The sequence below is a fragment of the Aeromonas sp. 25-AL00135 genome (assembly GCF_054052385.1).
The window spans coordinates 223,303-246,502 of sequence record NZ_JBSTYQ010000002.1 but is presented as its reverse complement, the minus strand read 5'-3'; the positions used below and the strand labels follow the sequence as shown (position 1 = coordinate 246,502).

The 23,200-nt window shown below is 59.2% G+C and carries 18 protein-coding genes; 12 read left to right on the top strand and 6 right to left on the bottom strand.

Going from position 1 to position 23,200, the window contains the following annotated elements:
• Positions 1-66: 66 nt before the first annotated feature.
• Complete coding sequence (locus ACW5XC_RS02635) at positions 67-831, bottom strand: DODA-type extradiol aromatic ring-opening family dioxygenase (protein WP_042052667.1); 765 nt, start codon at positions 829-831, stop codon at positions 67-69.
• 167 nt (positions 832-998) lie between these two features.
• On the bottom strand, positions 999-1,241 hold the full coding sequence (locus ACW5XC_RS02630) for a hypothetical protein (RefSeq protein ID WP_005338258.1): 243 nt from the start codon (positions 1,239-1,241) through the stop codon (positions 999-1,001).
• A gap of 308 nt (positions 1,242-1,549) precedes the next feature.
• On the opposite strand from ACW5XC_RS02630, the gene pykF reads away from it, so the two are divergent.
• The 5 genes from pykF (at position 1,550) to ACW5XC_RS02605 (ending at position 10,609) form a co-directional block, all read left to right on the top strand.
• A complete protein-coding gene (pykF, locus tag ACW5XC_RS02625) occupies positions 1,550-2,962 on the top strand; it encodes a pyruvate kinase PykF (RefSeq protein ID WP_031227651.1) in 1,413 nt (470 codons plus the stop codon).
• 150 nt (positions 2,963-3,112) lie between these two features.
• Positions 3,113-6,442, top strand: a complete 3,330-nt coding sequence (gene mscK / locus ACW5XC_RS02620) for a mechanosensitive channel MscK (RefSeq protein ID WP_042052665.1) — start codon at positions 3,113-3,115, stop codon at positions 6,440-6,442.
• Between the two features lie 405 nt (positions 6,443-6,847).
• Positions 6,848-7,252, top strand: a complete 405-nt coding sequence (locus ACW5XC_RS02615) for a hypothetical protein (RefSeq protein WP_042052664.1) — start codon at positions 6,848-6,850, stop codon at positions 7,250-7,252.
• 54 nt (positions 7,253-7,306) lie between these two features.
• Complete coding sequence (locus ACW5XC_RS02610) at positions 7,307-9,337, top strand: M13 family metallopeptidase (RefSeq protein WP_042052663.1); 2,031 nt, start codon at positions 7,307-7,309, stop codon at positions 9,335-9,337.
• Between the two features lie 339 nt (positions 9,338-9,676).
• Positions 9,677-10,609, top strand: coding sequence for a GGDEF domain-containing protein (locus tag ACW5XC_RS02605; protein WP_042052662.1), 933 nt, complete (start codon positions 9,677-9,679; stop codon positions 10,607-10,609).
• 98 nt (positions 10,610-10,707) lie between these two features.
• On the opposite strand, the gene crr is transcribed toward ACW5XC_RS02605, so the two are convergent.
• The 4 genes from crr to cysK form a co-directional block, all read right to left on the bottom strand.
• Positions 10,708-11,217, bottom strand: coding sequence for a PTS glucose transporter subunit IIA (crr, locus tag ACW5XC_RS02600; RefSeq protein WP_005338264.1), 510 nt, complete (start codon positions 11,215-11,217; stop codon positions 10,708-10,710).
• A 42-nt stretch (positions 11,218-11,259) separates the two neighbouring features.
• On the bottom strand, positions 11,260-12,987 hold the full coding sequence (gene ptsI / locus ACW5XC_RS02595) for a phosphoenolpyruvate-protein phosphotransferase PtsI (protein ID WP_021229076.1): 1,728 nt from the start codon (positions 12,985-12,987) through the stop codon (positions 11,260-11,262).
• A gap of 46 nt (positions 12,988-13,033) precedes the next feature.
• The gene (locus ACW5XC_RS02590) at positions 13,034-13,291 is read right to left on the bottom strand and encodes an HPr family phosphocarrier protein (protein WP_005338266.1); all 258 of its coding nucleotides are present in this window, start codon (positions 13,289-13,291) and stop codon (positions 13,034-13,036) included.
• A 440-nt stretch (positions 13,292-13,731) separates the two neighbouring features.
• Complete coding sequence (cysK, locus tag ACW5XC_RS02585) at positions 13,732-14,700, bottom strand: cysteine synthase A (RefSeq protein ID WP_042052661.1); 969 nt, start codon at positions 14,698-14,700, stop codon at positions 13,732-13,734.
• A gap of 159 nt (positions 14,701-14,859) precedes the next feature.
• Here cysK and ACW5XC_RS02580 point away from each other — a divergent pair, with 159 nt between their 5' ends.
• From ACW5XC_RS02580 to exeC, 7 genes are all read left to right on the top strand, one after another.
• On the top strand, positions 14,860-15,702 hold the full coding sequence (locus ACW5XC_RS02580; RefSeq protein ID WP_013723987.1) for an AAA family ATPase: 843 nt from the start codon (positions 14,860-14,862) through the stop codon (positions 15,700-15,702).
• A gap of 3 nt (positions 15,703-15,705) precedes the next feature.
• Complete coding sequence (locus tag ACW5XC_RS02575; protein ID WP_042052660.1) at positions 15,706-16,869, top strand: vWA domain-containing protein; 1,164 nt, start codon at positions 15,706-15,708, stop codon at positions 16,867-16,869.
• 54 nt (positions 16,870-16,923) lie between these two features.
• On the top strand, positions 16,924-18,045 hold the full coding sequence (locus ACW5XC_RS02570) for a beta-ketoacyl-ACP synthase III (protein ID WP_042052658.1): 1,122 nt from the start codon (positions 16,924-16,926) through the stop codon (positions 18,043-18,045).
• A gap of 49 nt (positions 18,046-18,094) precedes the next feature.
• Entirely contained in the window at positions 18,095-19,540 is a 1,446-nt protein-coding gene (locus tag ACW5XC_RS02565; RefSeq protein ID WP_042052657.1) for an HD domain-containing phosphohydrolase, read from the top strand.
• 327 nt (positions 19,541-19,867) lie between these two features.
• On the top strand, positions 19,868-21,436 hold the full coding sequence (locus ACW5XC_RS02560; protein WP_042052656.1) for an ExeA family protein: 1,569 nt from the start codon (positions 19,868-19,870) through the stop codon (positions 21,434-21,436).
• A complete protein-coding gene (gene exeB, locus ACW5XC_RS02555; protein ID WP_042052655.1) occupies positions 21,436-22,128 on the top strand; it encodes a GspB family T2SS assembly factor variant ExeB in 693 nt (230 codons plus the stop codon). Before ACW5XC_RS02560 ends, exeB begins: the two co-directional genes overlap by 1 nt.
• Before the next feature lie 227 nt (positions 22,129-22,355).
• Complete coding sequence (exeC, locus tag ACW5XC_RS02550; RefSeq protein ID WP_143182540.1) at positions 22,356-23,189, top strand: GspC family type II secretion system variant ExeC; 834 nt, start codon at positions 22,356-22,358, stop codon at positions 23,187-23,189.
• Positions 23,190-23,200 lie beyond the last annotated feature (11 nt).

Sequence of the window (23,200 nt, the reverse complement as noted above, 5' to 3'; positions counted from 1 at the left end):
TCGGCTAAATCACTACGCCGAAAATAACAAGACCCCGCCAATTGGCGGGGTCTTGTTGAGAGGCTATCAGCCGAAGCGGTAGGCGCCCATATAGAGGCTGCCGCCATCCCAGCTCTCGTGCAGCCGAGCGGGCGCCACACCATCAGCGGCCCCCAACGCCACAAAGAGTGGGCGCAGATGATCGTCGTGGGGATGGGACTCCACCGCGCCTGGAGCCAGCCGACGATAGTCGAGCAGCGCCAGCCGATCCTCGTCGGCCATCTTCTGCTCCAGCCAGTCTACAAACAGGCTGGCCCACTCCGGCACTGGCGAGCCTTCCGGTGCCAGCGCCCGCAGGTTGTGGGTGATGGCGCCGGAGGCGAGGATGCCAATTCCCTGACTGCGCAGTGCCCCCAACACCTCTCCCAACTGCCACAACTGGGCCGGGGTGAAGCTCGCGGGAATGGAGACCTGCACCAGCGGGATCTCGCTGTTTGGGTCGATCAGGGAGAGCGGCGACCAGACCCCGTGATCCAGCTCGCGCCGCACCGGGGTGGCGGTCAGTCCGGCCTGTGCCAGCTGGTCGCTCACCCCTTGTTGCAGCCACGCGGGGCTGCTGGCAGGCCAGCGCATCCGGTAGAGGGGCTCGGGAAAACCGTAAAAGTCGTACATCAAGGCCGGTTTGGGCTCGACGTTGATCTGCAGCTCGCGGCTGAACCAGTGGGCGGAGATGACCACCAGCCCCTTGAGCTCACCCAGACGCAGGGTTCGCAGAAAGCGGGTGGCGGGTTGCTCACGCAGCACCAGATCCGGTGCGCCGTGAGAGATAAACCAGACGGGGGCGAGGGACATAAAGCGGACTCCAACAAAGTATCAGGGGGCGATACCGGAGGGGATATCGCTGTTGGAATCGATTATCCCCCTGCCATTAAAGGTGAACAATCCAGCAAGATAGATAAGCACTATCAACCAACGGTTGATAATTTCACGCCTTCACGACAGGTAATCGGCAATAGATATCAAGGCTGAGGAGCATCCGGCAGCGGTCGGGCTACACGAAGCGCCATCCGGGTCGCTGCACTGTGATCCTGCCACTCTCGCCACGCTAATCCCTCGGCGGCCGCCTCCCCTTTCACTGGGAGGGAGAAGATCGCCAGCAGTCGCGCATTATCAGGCCAGTAGCGGGCTGGCAGCGTCTGAACCAGCAGCAGGGCGGCGCCCAGCAAGAGCAGAGCCCATCCGGTTTCATGGCTGTTTTTCATCCCGACCTCCTTCACCCTTGCGCCAATGAACTAACATTTTTGCGCAAGCCGGTGACAAGACGGTGACAGCGGACGGGTGGTCATTTTACAACATCTGAACCTCAACCCGGCCAAACAACCACAGATGGCAACATTTGTATCCCTTCAGCCCGAACCTGTGGCCGTATGCTCTAAAATGTGACTCACAGGAAAACGTTATCCCTGAAAAGAAAACGTTATCTGGTCAAAACGTTGTTTCTGGATCATAAAAAGATTCCAAAAACTGGTGTATATTGCTCGGCGGAAATTCCTTAACCATGAAGATTGACATGAAAAAGACCAAAATTGTCTGCACCATCGGTCCGAAGACCGAATCCAAAGAAATGCTGGCCAAAATGCTGGACGCCGGCATGAACGTCATGCGCCTGAACTTCTCCCACGGTGACTACGCCGAGCACGGCAGCCGCATCAGCAACCTGCGCGCTGTGATGGCCGAGACCGGCAAGCACGCAGCTATCCTGCTGGACACCAAGGGTCCGGAAATCCGTACCATGAAGCTGGAAGGCGGCAACGACGTCGCGCTGGTCGCTGGCCAGACTTTCACCTTCACCACCGACCAGACCGTGGTTGGCAACAAAGACAAAGTGGCGGTGACCTATGCAGGTTTCGCCAACGATCTGCGCGTCGGCAACCGCATCCTGGTTGATGACGGCCTGATCGGTCTGGACGTTATCGAAATCACCGAGCGCGAAGTTATCTGTAAAGTGCTGAACAACGGTGACCTGGGCGAGAACAAAGGCGTTAACCTGCCGGGCGTCTCCATCAAGCTGCCGGCCCTGGCCGAGAAAGACAAGCGCGACCTGATCTTCGGTTGCGAGCAAGGCGTTGATTTCGTTGCTGCTTCTTTCATCCGTAAGAAAGAAGACGTTCTGGAAATCCGTGAGCACCTGAAAGCCCACGGTGGCGAGAACATCCAGATCATCTCCAAGATCGAAAACCAGGAAGGTCTGGACAACTTCGACGAGATCCTGGCTGTTTCCGACGGCATCATGGTTGCTCGTGGCGACATGGGTGTAGAGATCCCGGTTGAAGAAGTTATCTTCGCCCAGAAGATGATCATCGCCAAGTGCAACAAAGCCCGCAAAGTGGTTATCACTGCCACCCAGATGCTGGACTCCATGATCAAGAACCCGCGTCCGACCCGCGCCGAAGCTGGTGACGTGGCCAACGCCATCCTGGACGGTACCGACGCAGTGATGCTGTCCGGTGAATCCGCCAAGGGTAAGTACCCGCTGGAAGCCGTGACCATCATGGCCACCATCTGCGAGCGTACCGATGCCGTGATGCCGTCCAACCTGTCTGCTGCCAACGACAGCAACAAGCTGCGCATCACCGAAGCCGTATGTAAAGGCGCCGTAGAGACCTCCGAGAAGCTGGATGCCCCGCTGATCGTGGTCGCTACCGAAGGCGGCAAGTCTGCCAAAGCCATTCGCAAGTACTTCCCGAAAGCCTGGATCCTGGCTATCACCACCAACAAGAAAACTGCTGCCCAGCTGGTTCTGACCAAGGGTGTAGTTGCTCACGTGGTTGACAGCATCGCCTCTACCGACGATTTCTATCGCATCGGTAAAGAAGCCGCGCTGGAAATCGGCATGGGTCTGAAAGGTGACGTGGTTGTGATGGTCTCCGGTGCTCTGGTACCGAGCGGCACCACCAACACCGCTTCTGTTCACGTTCTTTAATCAGAGCTGAACGAGTTGAAAACGGCGCCTGCGGGCGCCGTTTTTTTTGTCCCTCCCCCCTGCTTACCTGACAAGCCCGGTGTTAGAATCCACGCGAATTTAATCTATGCGGGAAATCTCCCGAATATCGCGTAATAACCCGGAAGTTATATGCCCTCAATACGTTTTAAAAGAGTCTCGGCTACCTTGTTGCCGCTACTCTGTCTCCTCGCCAGCCTCTGCGTCCCGCAAGCCATGGCGCAAGATGTCCCCTCTCGCAACGCAGTTCAGCGAGCGCTGGATGGTCTGGGTAAATCAGAGACCCTGACCGTCAGTCAGCAAGCGGATCAGAAGTTGCTGACCGAAACCCTCGGACTGCTCGACAGCATCGACAAGGAAGAGGCGAAGGCCAAGACCCAGGCCCAGCGGATCCGCAGCCTGCCCACCGAACTCAGAGAGATCAGTGCCAAGCTCGATGCCCTGACCAAGGGCAAGAGTGCCGAGCAGATCAAGAGCGAATACGCCAGCATGAGTCTGGCAGAGCTCGACAGCCGTCAGCCGGAAGTGCTGGCCAACATGCAGGCGGCCCAGGAGGCCCTCGGCGCCATCGGCAGCCAGCTCACCAGCTTGCAGACCCTGCCGGAGCGGGCCCAGGCCAGCATGAGCCGTGCCTACCAGCGCAGTCAGGAGATCCGTACCCGCCTCAACGCAGGTGAAAGCGTCTCCAGCGCCGAGAAGATGAAGCTCGGTGCCGAGCTGGCCCTGCTCGACCTGCAACTGGCCCACCTGCAAAAGGAGCTGGATAACCGTACCAGCATGCAGGATCTGGCGATCAAGCAGCGCGACTACCAGAGTGCCCGCCTCGCCAGCGAAGAGCAGAAACTGCAGCTGTTACAGGATCAGAGCAGCGCCAAGCGCCTCGGCGACACAGAGAAAACCGCCGAGCAGACCGGTGAACTGGTGGCGACCGAAGACAGCCCGCTGGTGCAAAAAGAGCAGGAGCTCAACCACCAGCTCAGCCAGCAGCTGATCGGTGCCACCACCAGCCTCAACTCGCTGGTCCAGAAAAACCTGCAAGCCAAGAGCTGGCTGGAGCGCGGCATCCAGACCGAGCGCAACCTCAATGAACAGGTGCAGATGCTCAAGGGCAATCTGCTGCTGTCGCGCATCCTCTATCAGCTCTACCAGCAGCTGGAAGCGGCACCCACCATCGCCGTCAAAAATCTGGAAGAGCAGATCGCCGATCTGCATCTGGCTCAGTTTGAACTGAGCCAGCAGCGTGACCAGCTGTTCCAGAAGAACCTCTATCTGGACAATCTGATCGCCGGCAGCAAGGATCCGGTGAGCGAGGAGGACAAGCAGAGCCTTGCCAAGCTGCTCGACACCCGCATCAATCTGCTCGATCAGCTCAACCGCCAACTCGACAGCCAGCTCACCAACGCCATCAGCCTGCAGCTGACCCAGCAGCAGCTGGCGCGGGTCTATGCCTCTATCGAATTTACCCTGCAGCAACACATCTTCTGGGTAAGCAGCAACAAGCCCATCGACAGCAAGTGGTTTATCAGCTGGCCCGCCCAGGCCTACAAACAGGCCTCCGACTGGGTATTGAAACCGGACTGGAAACGCTGGCGCGAAGAGCTGCTGGGGATCTCCCTGCTCGCCTTCCCGCTGCTGCTGATCGGCGGCCTGCTGGTCTGGAAACGTCCGGCGCTGGTTGAGCGCGAGAAGAAGATCACCAAGGACCTGGGCCGTTTCCGTCAGGACAGCCAGTGGCACACCCCGCGCGCCCTGCTCTATACCGTGCTGCAACGCCTGCCGGGCAGCATGTTCATTCTGGCTGGCGGTCTGCTGCTCACCTACTGCGGTCTGCTCAGTCCCAAGCTGATGTTCCAGATCACCCTGAACCTCGCCCTCGGTTATCTGGTGTTCAGCGTCTATCTGGCGGTGATGCGCCCGGGCGGCATCGCCGAATCCCACTTCCGGATCCCGAAAGCGGAGCTGCAAGCCAAGCGCAACAGCATGCGCTACATCTGGTTGCCACTGCTGCCGCTCATCATGCTCGCAACCAAGGCGGTGGTTGAACCCTCCACCCTGGGCAACGACGTGATCGGTCAGGCCATGACCCTGACCCTGCTGGGGCTGGCAGCCTATCTGGTGTTCCCTATCTCCCGCGCCCGCATCAAGGGCGAGGCGAGCATGCAGAAGTCGCTGATCGCCATTGCCCTGGCGCTGGCGCCGGTGGCGCTGATCGTGCTGGCGGTGCTCGGTTACTACTACACCGCGCTGAAGCTGACCGGTCGCCTGATCGAATCCTTCTACCTCATCATCATCTGGAGCCTGGTCTACCGCACCGCCCTGCGTGGTCTTGAGCTGGCCGCCCGTCGTCTGGCCTACCGCCGTGCGGTGGCCAAGCGTGAGCACAAATCTTCGGAAGATGCGGAAGGTGGTGAGTCCATTGAAGAGCAGCCCATGGATCTGGAGGATGTCAGCCAGCAGTCCCTGCGTCTGACCCGTACCGTGCTGATGCTGATCTTCGGCGTCGCCTTCTACTGGCTCTGGTCCGATCTGGTCGCGGTCTTCTCCTACCTCGACAGCATGGTGCTGTGGCACCGCAGTGAAGGCACCGGCGCCAACGCCGTGCTCTTCCCCATCAGCCTCAGTGACGTGCTGATCGGCTTCCTGCTGCTCGGCGGTGCATGGTCACTGGCGCGCAACCTGCCGGGCTTGCTGGAGGTGCTGGTGCTCTCCAAGCTCAACCTGGCTCAGGGGACCGCCTACGCCATCACCACCATGCTCAACTACGTGCTGATCGGCTTTGGCTCCCTGACCGCCCTCTCCATGATGGGCGTGCAGTGGGACAAGCTGCAGTGGGTAGCGGGTGGTCTGTCAGTCGGTATCGGTTTCGGCATGAAGGAAATTCTTTCCAACTTCGTCTCCGGCATCATCATCCTGTTCGAGCGTCCGGTGCGGATCGGTGACACCGTCACCATCGGCTCCTTCTCCGGTACCGTCTCGCGGATCCGCATTCGCGCCACCACCCTGACCGACTTCGACCGCAAAGAGGTGATCATCCCCAACCAGCAACTGATGACAGAACGGCTCATCAACTGGTCGCTGAGTGACACCGTCACCCGGGTGATCGTGCGGGTGGGCGTGGCGTATGGCTCGGATCTGGAACTGACCCGCACCCTGCTCAAACAGGCGGCCGACGAAAACAGCCGCGTGCTGAAAGATCCGGCCCCCATCGTCTACTTCCTCACCTTTGGCGCCAGCACTCTGGACCACGAGCTGCGCTTCTTCGTGAGCGAACTGGGAGACCGCAACCCGGCGGTGGACGAGTTGAACCGCAAGATCGACCAGCTGTTCCGCGAGAACGGCATCGAGATCGCCTTCAACCAGATGGATGTCTACATCAAGAACATGCAGGGCGAAGAGCAGAAGGTGGAGTCCAACTCCGCCGCCCTGCCGCCGCCCGCGGAAGATGGCAAGCAGCCAGCCTGATAGCGAACTGCACGGTTCTGATGGTAACAGCCGCTCACCCAGGTGAGCGGCTTTTTTATGCCCAGTTGAAGATAGAGACGGCTATCCACCGCCAGCATGGCTGGCCGCCGCACAACAAGCAGCCATCACCCTTGATAAAATATAAAGAGAAATAAAAGTCTAAAAACAGACACTTGCCCCACACCACTACTTACCGCATGGATGAAACCTGCGCCCTTCTCCCCTCACTGCTTACCCCATACTGCGCTCGCTCCGGCTCCCGGATTTTTATAACTTTTTTTAATTTTATTTGAGTGTCCTCTTCATCCTGACCATTGCAAAGTGGCGCCATTCCAGCGCCGGGCACTGTGACCACCACTCGGCTGACACCGACTTGCTCATTTGATAATTGAAAGGATCCGAGAGATGAAACACTCCTTGATGGTAATGGGGTTGGCCGCCTGTCTGGCATTGAGCGGCTGCCAGAATATGGATACCAAGAAAGTCTTGATAGGTGCAGCTGCGCTGGGGGCCATCGGCGCCGCTGGCTATTACGCCGGGAAAAAGCACAGCGATAACAAACACGAGCATGATGGCCAGCATGACGATAGCGATGACCAGCATATGGCCACCAGCAAGATGCCCCGTTACTGCTCGGGGGAAGCAGCCAGCAAATTCCATGTCTCCCCGCGCGATATCACCACCGAGTCGGCAGAAGAGAGTGGCCACAGATACAAGGTCTATGGCCAGTACGAGACCGACGATGATGCGGTCGACTTTACCTGCACCTTCAATCACGACGGTCGTTTCCTCTCGGTCGTTCGCAGCTGATTGGCCAGCGGTTACAGCCAATTCACCACAGGCTCCCCATACAGGACACACAAGATGAAACAGCAACGCAGCATGATCGCCAGCCTCATTGCGCTGGCCCTGCTTGGCCTCGCCCCATGCGCCGGTGCCACCAGCGGCCACTCCGGGGTGGATCTGGCCAGCATGGATGACAGCGTGCGTGCGGCAGACGATCTGTTTCGCCACGTCAACGGCAACTGGCTGGCACAGACCCGGATACCGGATGACATGCCGGGGCAGACCATCGGCAATCTGTTGGCGGACAAGTCGCTGGAGGATCGCAAGGTGTTGCTGGAGGAGCTGCTCAAGCGCCCGCAACAGGCCGGAACCCCTCACCAGCAGATCGCCGACCTCTACGCCAGCTATCTGGATCAGGCCGGGCGGGATGCCAAAGGGCTGACCCCCATTCAGCCACTGCGCGACGAGATCATGGCCATCCATGATGGCGCCTCGCTAGCCACCTACTTTGCCCGGGTTAACAAGCTGGGGGGCGGCGCTCCCTTTGGTATCGGGTTCATGGCCGACAAGAAACAGCCTGACAGCTACGGGATCTACCTGCAGCAATCCGGCCTCGGTCTGCCGGATCGGGACTACTACCTGAAAGCAGATGCCGCCAGCAAGGCTCTGCGGGCCAGCTACGAGCAGTTCATTACCGCCCTGCTCAACCATGCCGGCGTCGAGGGGGCGAGCGAGCAGGCCCATCGCATTCTGACGTTGGAGACCCGCCTCGCCAGCCTGCAGTGGGATAGAGTCAAGCTGCGGGATGACAACCTCACCTACAACAAACTACCCATCGCTCGCCTCAGTCAGTTGCTGCCCACCCTGGATTGGCAACGCTACCTGACAGAGGCCGTTATCGCCGGGGAAACGGAGATCATCGTCAGTGAGCCGGACTATCTGGAGAAGCTGGCCGCCGTGATGCAGGAGACCAGCATCGCGCAGTGGCAATCCTACTGCCTGTTCCATCTGCTACGTACTTATGCGCCCTATCTCGACAGCCAGAGCAATGCCCTGCACTTCGCTTTCTACGGTACAACCCTGAGCGGCATCCCCCGGCAGCGGGAGCCTTGGAAGCAGGCCATGGAGGTGCTGGACGACTATCTGGGTCAGGCGGTGGGCAAACTCTACGTGGAGCGCTACTTTCCGGCCGAAGCCAAGGCACAGATGGCGACCATGGTACGCAATCTGATCGCTGCCTATCGCCAGGAGATCTGTGGGCTCGACTGGATGTCTGCCCCGACCAAACAGCAGGCGCGGGCGAAACTGGAGAAGGTACGGGTCAAGATCGGCTATCCCGACCAGTGGCAGGATTACAGCGCAATCGAGATCCGTCCCGATGATCTGGTCGGCAATGCCCAGCGCGCGGCCACGGTGCGTTACAACGAGCACCTTGCCCGCCTCCATCAACCGGTAGATCGGGAGGAGTGGTTCGACAATCCGCAGACGGTGAATGCCTACTACAACCCGAACAACAACGAGATCGTCTTCCCGGCCGCCATACTGCAACCGCCCTACTTCGATCTTAAGGCGGATGATGCGGTCAACTATGGCGCTATCGGCGCGGTCATCGGTCACGAGTTGAGCCATGGTTTCGATGATCAGGGGGCCAAATTCGATGGCAACGGTGCCTTGCACAACTGGTGGGCTCCGGCCGATCTCAAGGAGTTCACCGCCAGAGCGCAAAAACTGGCGAAACAGTACGACCGTTACGAGCCCATCAAGGGGGAGCATGTCAACGGCCAGCTGACCCTTGGCGAGAACATCGGCGATCTCGGTGGCCTGACCATCGCCCACAAGGCGTACCGGCTCGCCCTGGGCAACCGCCTGCCAGCTGTGCTCGATGGCTTCACTGCCGAGCAGCGTTTCTTTATCGGCTGGGCGCAGGTGTGGAAAGGAAAGTACCGGCCCGAGCTCGCTGCCGTTCTGCTCAAGACAGATCCCCACTCACCGCTGGAGTACCGGGTCAACGGCGTCGTCGCTAATATGCCGGCCTTCTATCGCGCCTTTGCCATCAAGCCGGGAGACAAGCTCTATCTGCCACCTTCCGAGCGTGTGAAGATTTGGTGACCACCAGCAGGGGCCCTGGCCCGAAAAGCTCCAGCAGATGGACCACCTCCACCTGAGCTGAAGATGACCGACACAGGGAGTGTCTGTTTTACCCTGTCTGGTTTTTCCCGACCCACATGTGCCTGACCATGTGGGTTTTTTTGACCCTTTTGCCCCGCCGCTTCTCCTCAGCCTGCCCTGCTTTCACCTGATACGGTCACGGCACACAACTCTGCCATTTTCTCGCCTTTGCCATTGGCTGAAAAACCGGCGGCGGAACCGCTATAAATCGGTTTACCACCAAACAGGTCTGACCTATGGTAAAGCATGTAAAAGATGCATCGTGGAGCCGCTTTTCCTATGAATGACCGAGAACTGCAACAGATCCTGTTTCGCTCGTTCGATGTGATCCCGCTGCCTATTCTGGTGTCCGAATCCATTGCCCGTCACGATGGCTGCTCACCCGACATGATCCCGCAGCGGCGCCACCGCTTCCTGAATAAAGCCTTCATTGAGCAACTGGGCTACAACCTTGACGATCTGCCGGACATGGCTTCCTGGTTTCAGGTCGCCTACCCGGATGAAGGGTATCGCCGCACCATCATCGACTCCTGGCACTCCCAGGTGGAACAGAGCTTGTCGCAAGGGCTGGAGGTCGCCGAAATGCCTGCGCTGATCCGCTGCAAGAGCGGTCAGTCGCGCTGGTTTATCGTCACTGCCCAGCTGGGAGCCGATGCCATCCCGGATGGCCATATCGTCACCTTTCGCGATATCCACGACCTGCAGTGCATGGTGGAAGAGGTGAGCCGCCTCTCCTGCACCGATCCGCTCACCGAACTGACCAACCGGCGCGGCGCCCAGCAACAGCTGCAGGCCCTTTGGTTGCAGGGGGATCCCCTCTCGGTGGTACTGGGAGATATCGACCATTTCAAACAGGTCAATGACCGCTACGGCCATCCTGCTGGCGATGCCGCGCTCTGCGCCGTCGCCCACGCTATGGCGGGCCAGCTGTTGCCGGGGGAGAGTCTGGCCCGTTGGGGTGGAGAGGAGTTTCTGCTGATCCTGCCTGGTTGCGATATTGAACAGGCGGCACGGCGCGCCGAACAGCTGCGCCAGCATGTCAGTACCACCCGATTGCCATGGCAGGGGAAGCAGCTATCCCTCACCATCAGTCTGGGGTGTGCCAGCATGAAGGGGCAGGAGAGCATCGACTATCTGCTGATGATGGCAGACCGGGCCCTTTATCAGGCCAAGGATCAGGGCCGTAACCGGGTTGTCATCTCGACGGAATAGAGTAATAACCAGAAAGAAAAGCCGACTCGCAGCCATAAAAAAACCGAAGCACAAGGCTTCGGTTTTTTACTGCGCAACTGGCGTGAGCCAGCCGGGCATTACTTCTTGATACGGATAACCGGGGTCTCGCCCACAGTCACGGCACCAGTCATTTTGATCAGCTCTTTGATCTCGTCCATGTTGGAGATGACAACCGGAGTCAGGGTAGACTTGGCTTTCGCTTCCAGAACGGCCAGATCGAACTCGATGATGGTGTCGCCGCGCTTGACCTGCTGGCCTTCCTGAGCGATACGCTTGAAGCCTTCGCCTTTCAGTTCAACGGTGTCGATACCGAAGTGAACGAACAGCTCGATACCGGAGTCGGATTCCAGAGAGAACGCGTGGTTGGTCTCGAAAATCTTGCCAATGGTACCATCGCACGGAGCAACCATCTTGTTGCCAGCCGGCTTGATGGCGATACCGTCACCAACGATCTTCTCGGCGAAGACAACGTCAGGCACATCTTCGATCGGCACGATTTCGCCAGACAGCGGAGCAAAGATTTCGATGCCGCCGGTGTCAGAGCTATCGTCGGAAACCAGTTTCTTCAGTTTATCAAACAGACCCATATAAAGCTCCTAGAGATGATTTGTCGCTGTTTGCAGCCGATCTTAGCAGACTGCCTTCTGCTTAATAAAGTTATCTACGCATGCTTCGATTTCAGCGGCGGTGGCAAAGCTCAGTGCTTGATCAGCCATTGCCTTCACATCTTCGAAGTTGGTGTTGCGGATAAGCTTCTTGATACGCGGTACAGAGATGGCGCTCATGGAGAACTCATCCAGACCCATACCCAGCAGCAGCAGGGTAGCGCGCTCGTCACCAGCCAGTTCACCACACATACCGGTCCACTTGCCTTCGGCGTGGGACGCATCGATAACCATCTTGATCAGGGTCAGGACGGAGGGTGACAGCGGGTTGTACATGGCGGAGATCATCTCGTTACCACGATCGACAGCCAGGGTGTATTGGGTCAGGTCGTTGGTACCGATACTGAAGAAATCCACTTCCTTGGCCAGATGATGAGCCATCACGGCAGCGGCCGGGGTCTCGATCATGATACCCACTTCGATGGATTCATCAAAGGCTTTGCCTTCGGCACGCAGTTCGGCCTTCAGCGTCTCTACGGTAGCTTTCAGGCTACGGAACTCTTCGACAGAGATGATCATCGGGAACATGATGCGCAGTTTGCCGAAGGCAGAGGCGCGCAGAATGGCCCGCAGCTGAGCGTGCATGATGTCTTCGCGGTCGAAGAAAATACGCACGGCACGCCAGCCCAGGAAGGGGTTCATCTCTTTCGGGAAATTCATGTAGGGCAGCTCTTTGTCGCCGCCAATGTCCATGGTACGCACGATGATCGGCTGATCCGGCATCGCTTCGGCCACTTCTTTGTAGGCTTTGAACTGCTCGTCTTCGGTCGGCAGCGCGTCACGGTCCATAAACAGGAACTCGGTACGGTACAGACCCACGCCTTCGGCGCCATTGCGGATGGCACCTTCGGTATCCTTGACGGTACCGATGTTGGCGCACACTTCGACCTGGTGACCATCCAGCGTGATGGCAGGCAGATCTTTCAGCTTGGCCAGCTCATCTTTCTCGGCCTGGAACTGAGCCTGGAACTTCTTGGCTTCGGTCAGCTGTTCAGCGGTCGGATTGATGATGATCTGGTTGTTGATCGCATCCAGCACCAGCATGTCACCGTTCTTGACGCGCTCGGTGATGTCGTTGGTGCCTACCACGGCCGGCAGCTCCAGGGAGCGGGCCATGATGGAGGTGTGAGAGGTACGGCCACCGATGTCGGTGACGAAACCCAGCACATATTTCAGGTTGATTTGAGCGGTTTCAGACGGGGTCAGGTCTTTGGCGACCAGGATCACCTCTTCGTCGATGGTGCTCAGGTTGACAACGGCGATGCCCAGTACGTTCTTGACCAGACGGGTACCGATGTCACGGAAGTCGGTAGCGCGTTCGCGCAGATAAGGGTCATCCAGCTCGGCCATCATCTTGGCGTACTGTTCGATCACCTCATAGATGGCTTTGTCAGCGGAAGCCTTGTTCTCTTTGATGAAGGATTTGATATCCCCTTCCAGCTCCTCATCTTCGAGCAGCATGATGTGGCCTTCGAAGATGGCCTCTTTTTCCTCACCGAAGGTGCGACCGGCCATCTCTTTGATGGCTTCCAGCTGGGTAGCTGACTTGGTACGAGCTTCGAGGAAACGGTTGATCTCGGCATCAATCTGGTCAGCAGAGATTTTGCCCTGATTGATAACGATTTCATCTTCTTTAAGAAGAAGCGCCTTACCGAATGCGATACCGGGGGACGCAAGAATGCCAGATATCATAATCCTTCCTATTAAAACGACTGTGGGGGAGGAATCTAAAGCTGGATTACTCCAGCTCGTCCATCAGGGCAACCAGCTTCTCAACAGCTTGCTGAGCATCCGGGCCGTCAGCCTGGATAGTTACGTTGGTACCCTTGGTCAGGCCCAGGGTCTGCAGCTTGAACAGGCTCTTGGCGCTGGCGGACTTGCCACCGGAGACCACAGTGATCTCGCTTTGGAATTCTTTGGCTTCTTTCACGAACTGAGCTGCCGGACGGGTGTGCAGGCCGTTTTCAGCAGTAATAACAACAGACTTCTCGTACATGGTTTCACCCCATATTATTGATATTTTTTGGTGGATTGGTCGTTTTTGAAGCAACCTGACCCACCGTGTCAGTATGGATATGTTGTAAAGTAACGAAAGCAGACCCGCAATGGTTTAATCCAGGTCAAGTTTCTGTGCAGTAATCGGCGCGCTGGTTGGCAATTTTCAGTTATTGGGCTACAAGCCGCATCAGGACTGGCCTGAAATTATTTTATAACGAAAAATAACACTTTGTTACTTTGTGATACCCAGCCAGCAAACACCGCGTGACGCCGCACAGGATATGAGATTTAGAGCGGAATGTCTGCTTTTTTTCTCACTCCGGAACTTGTTATTTTACCCCAAAAAATAAGGATCAAGTGACACTAACAGGGGTTGAGTCTAGCCCATAAAGAAGCGGCGCTCCTGGGAGCGCCGCTGTTTTGAAAGATTCCGATCAGTTACTGCTGCAGTTCCTGCTCGCTGAACACCCCGGCAAACAGGGCGCTGGAGAGGTAACGCTCCGCCGCGCTCGGCAGGATGACCACTATGGTTTTGCCCGCAAATTCCGGCAGCTCGGCCAGACGGCTGGCAGCCACCACCGCAGCACCGGAGCTGATACCGGCCAGGATCCCCTCCTCCTCCATCAGGCGACGGGCCATCTCGATGGCTTCGTCACTGGTCACCTTCTCCACCCGATCGATGAGGGAGAGGTCCAGGTTGCCAGGGATAAAGCCGGCGCCGATCCCCTGGATCTTGTGGGGGCCGGGTTTAATCTCTTCCCCGGCCAGCTTCTGGCTGATGACCGGCGACTCGGCCGGTTCGACCGCGACAGAGACCACCGCCTTGCCTTTCGTCTGCTTCAGATAGCGGGAGACACCGGTAATGGTGCCGCCGGTACCGACCCCGGCCACGAACACATCCACTTCGCCGTCAGTGGCATCCCAAATCTCGGGGCCGGTGGTCTTTTCGTGGATCTCCGGGTTGGCCGGGTTTTCAAACTGTTGCAACAACACATACTTGCCCGGCTCGGATTCGAGGATCTCGCTGGCCTTGGCAATGGCACCCTTCATGCCGAGCGGCCCTTCGGTTAACACCAGATTGGCACCGAGCGCCTTGAGCAACTTGCGGCGCTCCAAGCTCATGGTAGCCGGCATGGTCAGGGTGATGGGATAGCCGCGAGCCGCCGCGACAAAGGCCAGAGCAATACCCGTGTTGCCGCTGGTGGGCTCGATGATCTCCTTACCCTTGGTCAGGATACCGCGCTTCTCGGCATCCCAGATCAGGTTGGCACCGATACGGCACTTGACGCTGAAGCTGGGGTTGCGGCTCTCGATCTTGGCCAGCACGCGGCCTTTGGTAACACGGTTGAGACGAACCAGCGGGGTGTGACCGATAGTCTGGCTGTTGTCCTCAAAAATTTTGCTCATGGTGCTATCCCTGTGTTTGTTACGGCGATGAAACAAGATTACCCTGTGGTTTCTGAATGAGAAGTGACTATTCGTTATAACCATATGGTATTACAACATATAGAGCTTATTCTCTCTGGCCCCTGACTCCGGGAGCCAATCGTCAAAGGAACCGACGTTATGGGATTTTCAGGAAGCAGCCAGTATCTCGCCTCCGATGCATTGAAGATGGCGGTCAATGCCGCCATCACCCTCGAAAAACCGCTGCTGATCAAAGGGGAGCCGGGCACCGGCAAGACGGTGCTGGCGGAAGCGGTCGCCGACCATCTCGGCACCGATCTCATTGCTTGGCATATCAAGTCCACCACCAAGGCCCAACAGGGACTCTACGAATATGATGCGGTGGCCCGGCTGCGGGACTCCCAGCTCGGCGACCCCAGAGTGGCCGATATCAGTCACTACATTCGTAAAGGCAAGTTGTGGCAGGCCTTCAGCGCCGAGCAGCGACCTGTGCTGCTGATCGACGAGATCGACAAGGCCGACATCGAATTCCCCAACGATCTGCTGCTGGAGCTGGATCGAATGGAGTTCGATGTTTACGAGACCGGCGAGCGAGTCAAGGCACGCCAGCGGCCGGTGGTCATCATCACCTCCAACAATGAAAAAGAGCTGCCGGATGCCTTCCTACGCCGCTGCTTTTTCCACTACATCCGCTTCCCCGATAAGGCCGAGATGCAGGCCATCGTCAAACTCCACTACCCCGACCTCAAGGAGAGCCTGCTTGGCGAGGCAATGGATCTCTTCTTCGAGCTGCGCGAGGTTGAGGGGCTGCGCAAGAAGCCCTCCACTTCGGAGCTGCTGGACTGGATCCGCCTGCTCTTGGCCGACGATATCGCCCCCGAGGCGATGCGCGCCCGCGAGCCCGGCAAGCTAGTGCCCGCGCTATATGGCGCTCTGCTCAAGACCGAGCAGGATCTGCATCTCTTCGAGAAGCTCGCCTTTTTGGCCCGACGCGGCAGCTGACCCATGCTGATCGACTTTTTTACCCACCTGCACCGCCACAAGCTCCCCTGCAGCCTGCGCGAACTGCTGGACTTGCACGCCGCGCTGGCGGCCCGGCTGGTCGCTGTCGATATGGACGAGTTCTACCAACTCTCCTGCTGCCTGCTGGTAAAAGACGAGGCCCACTACGATCGCTTCGATCGTGCCTTCGCCGAGTACTACGAAGGGCTGGAAGCCATCCCCCTGTTGCCGGAGAGCCTGCCCGAGGAGTGGCTGCGCAAGGAGTTCGAACGGCTGTTGAGCCCAGAAGAGAAGGCGCTGCTCAAATCCCTTGGCGGACTCGACAAGCTGCTGGAGACCCTTAATCAGCGGCTGAACGAGCAGAAAGAGCGCCATGCCGGCGGCAACAAGTGGGTAGGGACCGGTGGCAGCAGCCCGTTTGGCCATGGCGGTTTTCACCCAGAGGGGGTGCGCATGGGTGGAGAGGGGCAGCACGGCAAGGCGGCCAAGGTGTGGGAGGCCCGTCACTATCGCAACTTCAGCGACGACTCGCCGCTCGGCCAGCGCGCCATCCAGCTCGCGCTGCGCAAGCTCAGGCGTTGGGTGCGCAGAGGCAATCCCGACGAGCTGGATCTCGACGACACCATAAAAAGTTCGGCCCGCCAGGGCTGGCTCGATGTGAAGCTGCGGCCCGAGCGCCACAACGGGGTCAAGCTGCTGGTTTTTTTCGATGTGGGGGGCTCCATGGATGCTCACGTGGCCGAGGTACAGCGCCTCTTCTCGGCTCTGCGCCACGAGTTCAAGCATCTGGAGTACTTCTATTTTCACAACTGCCTCTACGACTTCGTCTGGAAGGATAACGCCCGCCGTTTTGAGGAGCGGTTCGATACCCTGCGGCTGCTGCGCACCTATGGCAGCGACTACAAGGTTATCCTGGTGGGGGATGCCACCATGGGCCCCTACGAGATCACCTGGCCGGGCGGCAGTGTCGAGCAGTGGAACGAGGAGTCGGGTCAGGTGTGGCTCACACGCTTGCAGCAACACTTTCCCAAACTGGTGTGGATCAATCCCACCCCGCGCCGGGAGTGGCTCTGGCATCCCTCCATCAAACTGATGAATGACGTGGTTGGCGGACGGATGCATCCGCTGACCCTGGCGGGTCTCGCTGCAGCGATCGACCAGCTGTAACCCTCTCACCCCTATAAACCGACAAGCCGGGAACGCACCCGGCGAGGAGCAAAGATGACCTCTATCGTGATCAGTGGCTCAGGCCTCTATACCCCACCCTTTGCCGTCAGCAATGAAGAGCTGGTGGCCGCCTTCAACCAGCATGTGGATCTCTACAACGAGGAGAACGCCTCCGCCATCGACGCTGGCCAGCTTCCCGCCAAGCAGCACTCCAGCTGCGAGTTCATCGAGAAGGCCTCCGGCATCAAGAGTCGTTATCTGGTGAGCCGAGAGGGAGTGCTCAACCCCGACATCATGCAGCCGCTGCTGGCGGAGCGGCCCGATGAGATGCCCTCCATCATGGTGGAGATGGCTGTGGCTGCCGCCGAGCAGGCACTGATCGCCGCCGGCCGCGAGCCCGGCGAGATCGATCTGGTGATCGTCGCCGCCTCCAACATGCCGCGCCCCTATCCGGCACTGGCCATCGAGCTGCAGCACTATCTCGGGGCGAGCGGCATGGCCTTTGACATGAACGTGGCCTGCTCGTCTGCCACCTTCGGCATCAAGACAGCCGCCGATATGCTGGCGGCAGGTACCGCCAAACTGGCGCTGGTAGTCAATCCGGAGATCTGCTCGGGACACCTCAATTTCCGGGACAGAGACAGTCACTTTATCTTCGGCGATGCCTGCACCGCGGTGCTGCTGGAGCGGGAGACCGATTGCAAGGCGGCCAATCCGTGGCAACTGGTGGCCAGCAAGCTGGTGACCCAGTACTCCAACAACATCCGCAACAACTTCGGCTTTCTGAACCGGCTGAGCCCGCGCACCCGCTACGGCGACGACAAGCTGTTTCGCCAGCAGGGGCGCAAGGTATTCAAGGAGGTGTTGCCACTGGTGTGCGACCAGATTGCCAACCAGCTCGATGAGCAGGGCTGGCCCGCCGAGAGCCTGAACCGGCTCTGGCTCCATCAGGCCAACCTCACCATGAACCAGTTCATCGGCCGCAAACTGCTCGGCCACGATGCCAGCCAGCAGGAGGCGCCGGTCATTCTTGATAGCTATGGTAATACCAGCTCGGCGGGTTCCATCATCGCGTTTCATCTGTACAATCGCGACCTTCCTGCGGGGGCGCGCGGCGTACTTTGCTCGTTTGGCGCCGGCTACTCTATCGGTAGCCTGCTGCTGCGGCGCCTGTAATGGCGGGCCTCCCGCCGACATAACAATAACCAGCAACATGGGTGGGAATATGCAGAGGATCACGGGGCGCTGCGCCCTGCACTACGGGGTAACCCTGTCACTATTTTGTCTCTATGGCTGGCAGGTTTGCCCGTTTCTCGAGAGTCTCACCCTGCCCCAGTTGCTGGGGCCGACCCTGGTGACGTTCGCCATCATGTTTGCCGTGCGCAATTGGCTGCTCTCAAGGCGGCCCCTGCCGCGCAACGGGCTGGACGGGTTTGGACTGGAGGTGGGTTTCTACCTGCTGGGGGCACTGCTGCTGTCGGGCTACAACGCCCTGGCCCACGACTTCCCGCTGGAGAGTCACCTCAAGGTGCTGCTGGGGATGACCACCCTCGGCTTTCTGGTGGCGGCCGATCTGACTCTGGAGCGAGACTTGCATCGGGCCAGAGCACGGCAAGCCGAGCAGAGCCTGACACTGAGCCACCCGCTGGCCATGCCGATGCCACGCAAGTTCACCCTCTTTACCCTGGCGACCCTCACCCTGCTGGGAGGCGTCTTCTTCTTGCTGTTCAACAAGGATCTGGAGTGGCTGGTGACGGTGGAGCGCAGCCTGCCGAGGGTCGATGCCCAGCACTACATCCTGTGGGAGATCGCCTTCGTAATGACGGTGACCTTCTGTTATCTCGCCCTCATTATTCACGGTTATGGTCGCAATCTCGGCCTATCCCTGCGCCAGCAGACCAGCACCATGGCCAGAGTACAGTGCGGTGACTTCGACGCCCGGGTGCCGGTCACCCGGGATGACGAGTTCGGTCTTATCGCCGCCAGCACCAATCAGATGATCGGCGAGCTGAAATCCCGCAGTGACGAGCTCAACCTGACCCGCGATGTGGCCATCCTCGGCCTCGCCTCGCTGGCAGAGACCCGTGACAACGAGACCGGCGCCCATATCATCCGCACCCAGCACTATGTGAAGGCGCTGGCGCAATACCTCAGTCGCAGCGATTGGGATCGCTATCCGCTCGATGACGCCACCATCGACCTGCTGTTCAAGTCGGCCCCGCTGCACGATGTGGGCAAGGTGGGCATTCCCGATGCAATCCTGCTCAAACCGGGCAAGCTGACCGACGAAGAGTTCGCCATCATGAAGCGCCACCCGCAGATCGGCGCCGATGCGCTGGCGAGTGCCGAGGCGCAGCTGGGCTCCAACTCCTTCTTGCGGCTGGCCCGGGAGATCTCCCTCACCCACCACGAAAAGTGGGATGGCAGCGGCTATCCGGCTGGGCTGGCGGGTGAGGACATTCCCCTCTCCGGGCGTTTGATGGCGGTAGCGGATGTCTACGATGCCCTCATCTCGAAACGGGTCTACAAACCTGCTTTCAGCCATGAAGAAGCGAAGGAGATCATCGTGAAGGGGAGCGGCAGCCATTTTGATCCCGGCATTGTCGCGGCGTTTCTCGCCTGCGAAGCGCAGTTCAGGGAGATTGCCGCGCAGTTTCAGGATCACCACTGAGCAAGTACATCCCGCCCAGCTTGCCCTGATGGCTGACAGGGCAACCGGCGTCATAAATTGTACACAAACAGGTCCAGCCATTGCCGGTTCAGCGCCATGCTGACGGCATTTGCCACGCCGCGCCTATATTGATATTTCCCTTTATTTACAGCTGTTTTTTGTCATTTTGTGATCCGGATTCGTGCCAATGACGCAACCGGGATCACAAGATGGCAGGAAAAGGCCGCAATTTACCCTTCGGCGCCAATGATGGCTTCCAATGAAAGCGAGGTTTGCTATCATCCGGAGACATTTTTCATCTGTCGCCGGCTACAAAAGAATACCCTCATGTACACACAGTTCTTCGGCCTCTCGGAACACCCGTTTTCCATCTCGCCCAATCCCAAGTACCTCTATATGAGCGAGCGCCACGGCGAAGCCCTTGCTCATCTCAACTATGGATTGCAGGATGGCGGCGGCTTTGTGCTGCTGACCGGCGAAGTGGGCACTGGCAAAACCACCGTCTCCCGCTGCCTGCTGCAACAGCTGCCCGCCGAGACCGAGATCGCCTACATCCTCAACCCCTCCCTGACCGAACGGGATCTGCTGGCCGCCATCTGCGACGAGTTTAAACTCCCCTATCCCGAAGATGCCGGGATCAAGCGGCTGTTCGACCTTATTCGCGATCACCTGCTGGCCAACCTGGCGGCAGGCAAGCGCAGCGTGGTACTGGTGGATGAGGCGCAGCACCTGCTGCCCGGCGTACTGGAGCAACTGCGTCTGCTCACCAACCTCGAAACCGACGAACGAAAACTGCTGCAGGTGGTACTGATCGGTCAGCCCGAGCTGCAACAGATGCTGCGCCAACCCCTGCTACGCCAGCTGGCCCAGCGCATTACCGCCCGCTATCACCTGCTGCCGCTCTCCCACAGCGATGTGGATGCCTACGTCCGCTTCCGGCTGCAAGTTGCAGGCTGCGTACAACCCATCTTCACCCCGCGCGCCATCAAGACGCTTCATCGCCTGAGTGGCGGCATCCCCCGTTTCATCAACCTCATCTGCGACCGCGCTCTGATCGCCGCTTTCGCCCGTGGCAGCTACAAGATTGTCCACAGCGATATCAGCCAGGCCGCCTTCGAGGTCAATGGCGTTCGGGACGAAGGAAGCTGGGCCTCCGGTCTGATGGTGACGCTGGCGGGCGCCCTGCTGGTGGCCGCAGGCTGGTGGGGTTGGCAATTTTTCGGTGTGTTCCCCACCCGTCCGGTAGTCAAGGTTGAGGTGCCGGTCACCATCGACGAGACCGCCGAGCAGCAGGAGCAGCTGACCGAAGCGATCAATCAGGCCATCGACCCCGACAGCGCCATGCAGAATCTCTATCGGGTCTGGGGTTATGAACCGGAACCGTTCGAGGCAATCTGTGACAACGCGCCCCGTGCCGGTCTGCGCTGTCAGGAGGGAGAGGCAAGCCTTGACGAGCTGCGCGCCCTGCAGTATCCCGCCATGATCACGCTCACTGACCAGACTGGCGGCCTCTACTACGCGACCCTGGTCAATCTGGGGCCGAACAAGGCCAGCCTGATGATAGGTGACCAGAGCTGGCAGGTGGATCGCCAGTGGCTCAGCGACAACTGGGGCGGCAGCTACACCCTGCTCTGGCGCATGCCGAAAGGGGGCGTCAGCCTGATCGCCAGCAATGCCGGTCAGACCCAGATCCAGTGGCTCGACAACGCCCTGAGCCGTGCGCTGCAACAACCCGAGCGCAAGGTGCGCCGTTTCGATGGCGAGCTCAAGAACAAGCTGCAACAGTTCCAACGGGATCAGGGGCTCACCCCTGATGGCATCGCTGGCAGCAACACCCTGCTGCGTCTCAACGCCCTCTCCGGTGAACCCATGCCCAGACTGGAGGAGGCCTCCTGATGTCTACCCTGCTCAAGGCGCTGCGCCGTGCGCAGCAACCGCAACTCTCCGCCCATATTCCGGCCATGGGCTTGCCCATGCCCCGGGAAGAGGAGCGCAGCCCACGCCGCATCGGCTGGCTGCTGGCTCCCCTGGCCTTGCTGCTGGGGGCGGGCGCCAACTATGGCTGGCATCTGCTCCACCTGCGCCCCATCGAGGAAAAGGTAGAGGTGAAAGAGGTGATCACCCCGCCCTTCGTGCGGGTCGAACCCAAGGCAATGGTGACCCGACCGCTGCCCCCGCCCCTGCCGGAGCCGGTGGCCCAACCCAGAGCAGTGGCCAAAAACGAAGGGACCAGTCAGGGGAATACCCCCGCGCTGAGTCTGGCCGAGCAGCTGATGAAAGCCCTCAATGAAACCCCATTGCAGGAGACGTCACACGCCGCCAGCAAGAACGTGCAACCAGCCCAGTTGATGGCGCTGGGCTCGGCACCCCAGTCGGTGCGCCAGCAGGTGCCGCAGCTGAGCTATGGCTCTCATGTGTTCTCCTCCAACCCCGCCAAGCGGGCCGTGGTGCTCAATGGCCGGGAATACCGGGAGGGGAGCGAACTCGCCCCGGGGGTCGTGCTCGCTACCATCGACCAGCAATACATAGTGCTGCAGGTCGCCGGACAGAGCGTTACCCTCAAGGCGCTGCAGGATTGGCGAGGATGAGTACGCACCGTACCCTGATGTTTGCTGGCAAGCAGGATGCACCTCACCTGAGTGACACTTTTGTGAGCATTCAAAGGTTTACGGTGTGATGAAATATCCATTTTTACGGTTTGGCGCGCCCCGACCCGTTGTGTCACAGCCATCGGCCGTACACAATACGCAGCCGCCCCAGAGCCTGGAATTTGTTGATTAATATGACGCTACGATTCAGGGATGACATCTTGACCATGCTGCTGGCCCAGTGCCGGCGGCTTCCCATGACCAGAGTCACCCAGGTGGCCTTTCTGGCGCTGCTGATCATGCTGGCCCAGCAGAGCGCCGCCCTCACCTGGCGTCTGCTCACCCTGGCAAGCCCGCAAACCAGCCAACCGTGGCAACCCTCCGCCGTGGCGGTCAGCGGCCAGAGCAACCCGCGCCTTGAACTGGGCGAGGTAAGCCGACTGGCGCTGTTTGGCAAGGCGATCCCCAAGGCGCAAGCCAAAGCCGCCGTGGCCGCCAATGCGCCGCGTACCCAGCTCAATGCCCAGCTCAACGGGGTGCTGGCCAGCTCGGATCCCGCCAAATCCATCGCCATCATCGCCATGTCCGGCATCCAGAACTCCTATGGGGTCGGTGACATGATTGACGGCACACAGGCGCGGATCCGGCAGGTCTATCCGGATCGGGTGATCATCGAGCGGGATGGCCGCGACGAGACCCTGATGCTGGATGGCGAGGAGTATGGCAAGCCGCTGCCGCAGACCAACTCCGCCCCCCTTGGCTCCCTGCGCAGCGAGCTGATGGCCGATCCGGGCAAGATCACTGATTACCTCAATATTTCACCGGTTCAGGTGGATGGCCGCATGACCGGTTATCGCCTCAACCCGGGCAGCAATCCTGAATTTTTCAACCAGAGCGGGCTGCAGGCCAATGACCTGGCCATCAGCATCAACGGGCTGGATTTACGGGACAACATGCAAGCCATGCAGGCGATGCAGCAGATGGCTGGCGCAACGGAAATGACAGTGACCGTCGAGCGACAGGGCGAACAGTTCGACATCTATGTGCGCTTGTCAGAATAATGATTTGGAGT

Coding starts and splice junctions, on each gene's coding strand:
- ACW5XC_RS02635 (WP_042052667.1), bottom strand. CDS start 831: ATGTCCCTCGCCCCCGTCTGGTTTATCTCTCACGGCGCACCGGATCTG.
- ACW5XC_RS02630 (WP_005338258.1), bottom strand. CDS start 1,241: ATGAAAAACAGCCATGAAACCGGATGGGCTCTGCTCTTGCTGGGCGCC.
- pykF (WP_031227651.1), top strand. CDS start 1,550: ATGAAAAAGACCAAAATTGTCTGCACCATCGGTCCGAAGACCGAATCC.
- mscK (WP_042052665.1), top strand. CDS start 3,113: ATGCCCTCAATACGTTTTAAAAGAGTCTCGGCTACCTTGTTGCCGCTA.
- ACW5XC_RS02615 (WP_042052664.1), top strand. CDS start 6,848: ATGAAACACTCCTTGATGGTAATGGGGTTGGCCGCCTGTCTGGCATTG.
- ACW5XC_RS02610 (WP_042052663.1), top strand. CDS start 7,307: ATGAAACAGCAACGCAGCATGATCGCCAGCCTCATTGCGCTGGCCCTG.
- ACW5XC_RS02605 (WP_042052662.1), top strand. CDS start 9,677: ATGAATGACCGAGAACTGCAACAGATCCTGTTTCGCTCGTTCGATGTG.
- crr (WP_005338264.1), bottom strand. CDS start 11,217: ATGGGTCTGTTTGATAAACTGAAGAAACTGGTTTCCGACGATAGCTCT.
- ptsI (WP_021229076.1), bottom strand. CDS start 12,987: ATGATATCTGGCATTCTTGCGTCCCCCGGTATCGCATTCGGTAAGGCG.
- ACW5XC_RS02590 (WP_005338266.1), bottom strand. CDS start 13,291: ATGTACGAGAAGTCTGTTGTTATTACTGCTGAAAACGGCCTGCACACC.
- cysK (WP_042052661.1), bottom strand. CDS start 14,700: ATGAGCAAAATTTTTGAGGACAACAGCCAGACTATCGGTCACACCCCG.
- ACW5XC_RS02580 (WP_013723987.1), top strand. CDS start 14,860: ATGGGATTTTCAGGAAGCAGCCAGTATCTCGCCTCCGATGCATTGAAG.
- ACW5XC_RS02575 (WP_042052660.1), top strand. CDS start 15,706: ATGCTGATCGACTTTTTTACCCACCTGCACCGCCACAAGCTCCCCTGC.
- ACW5XC_RS02570 (WP_042052658.1), top strand. CDS start 16,924: ATGACCTCTATCGTGATCAGTGGCTCAGGCCTCTATACCCCACCCTTT.
- ACW5XC_RS02565 (WP_042052657.1), top strand. CDS start 18,095: ATGCAGAGGATCACGGGGCGCTGCGCCCTGCACTACGGGGTAACCCTG.
- ACW5XC_RS02560 (WP_042052656.1), top strand. CDS start 19,868: ATGTACACACAGTTCTTCGGCCTCTCGGAACACCCGTTTTCCATCTCG.
- exeB (WP_042052655.1), top strand. CDS start 21,436: ATGTCTACCCTGCTCAAGGCGCTGCGCCGTGCGCAGCAACCGCAACTC.
- exeC (WP_143182540.1), top strand. CDS start 22,356: ATGCTGCTGGCCCAGTGCCGGCGGCTTCCCATGACCAGAGTCACCCAG.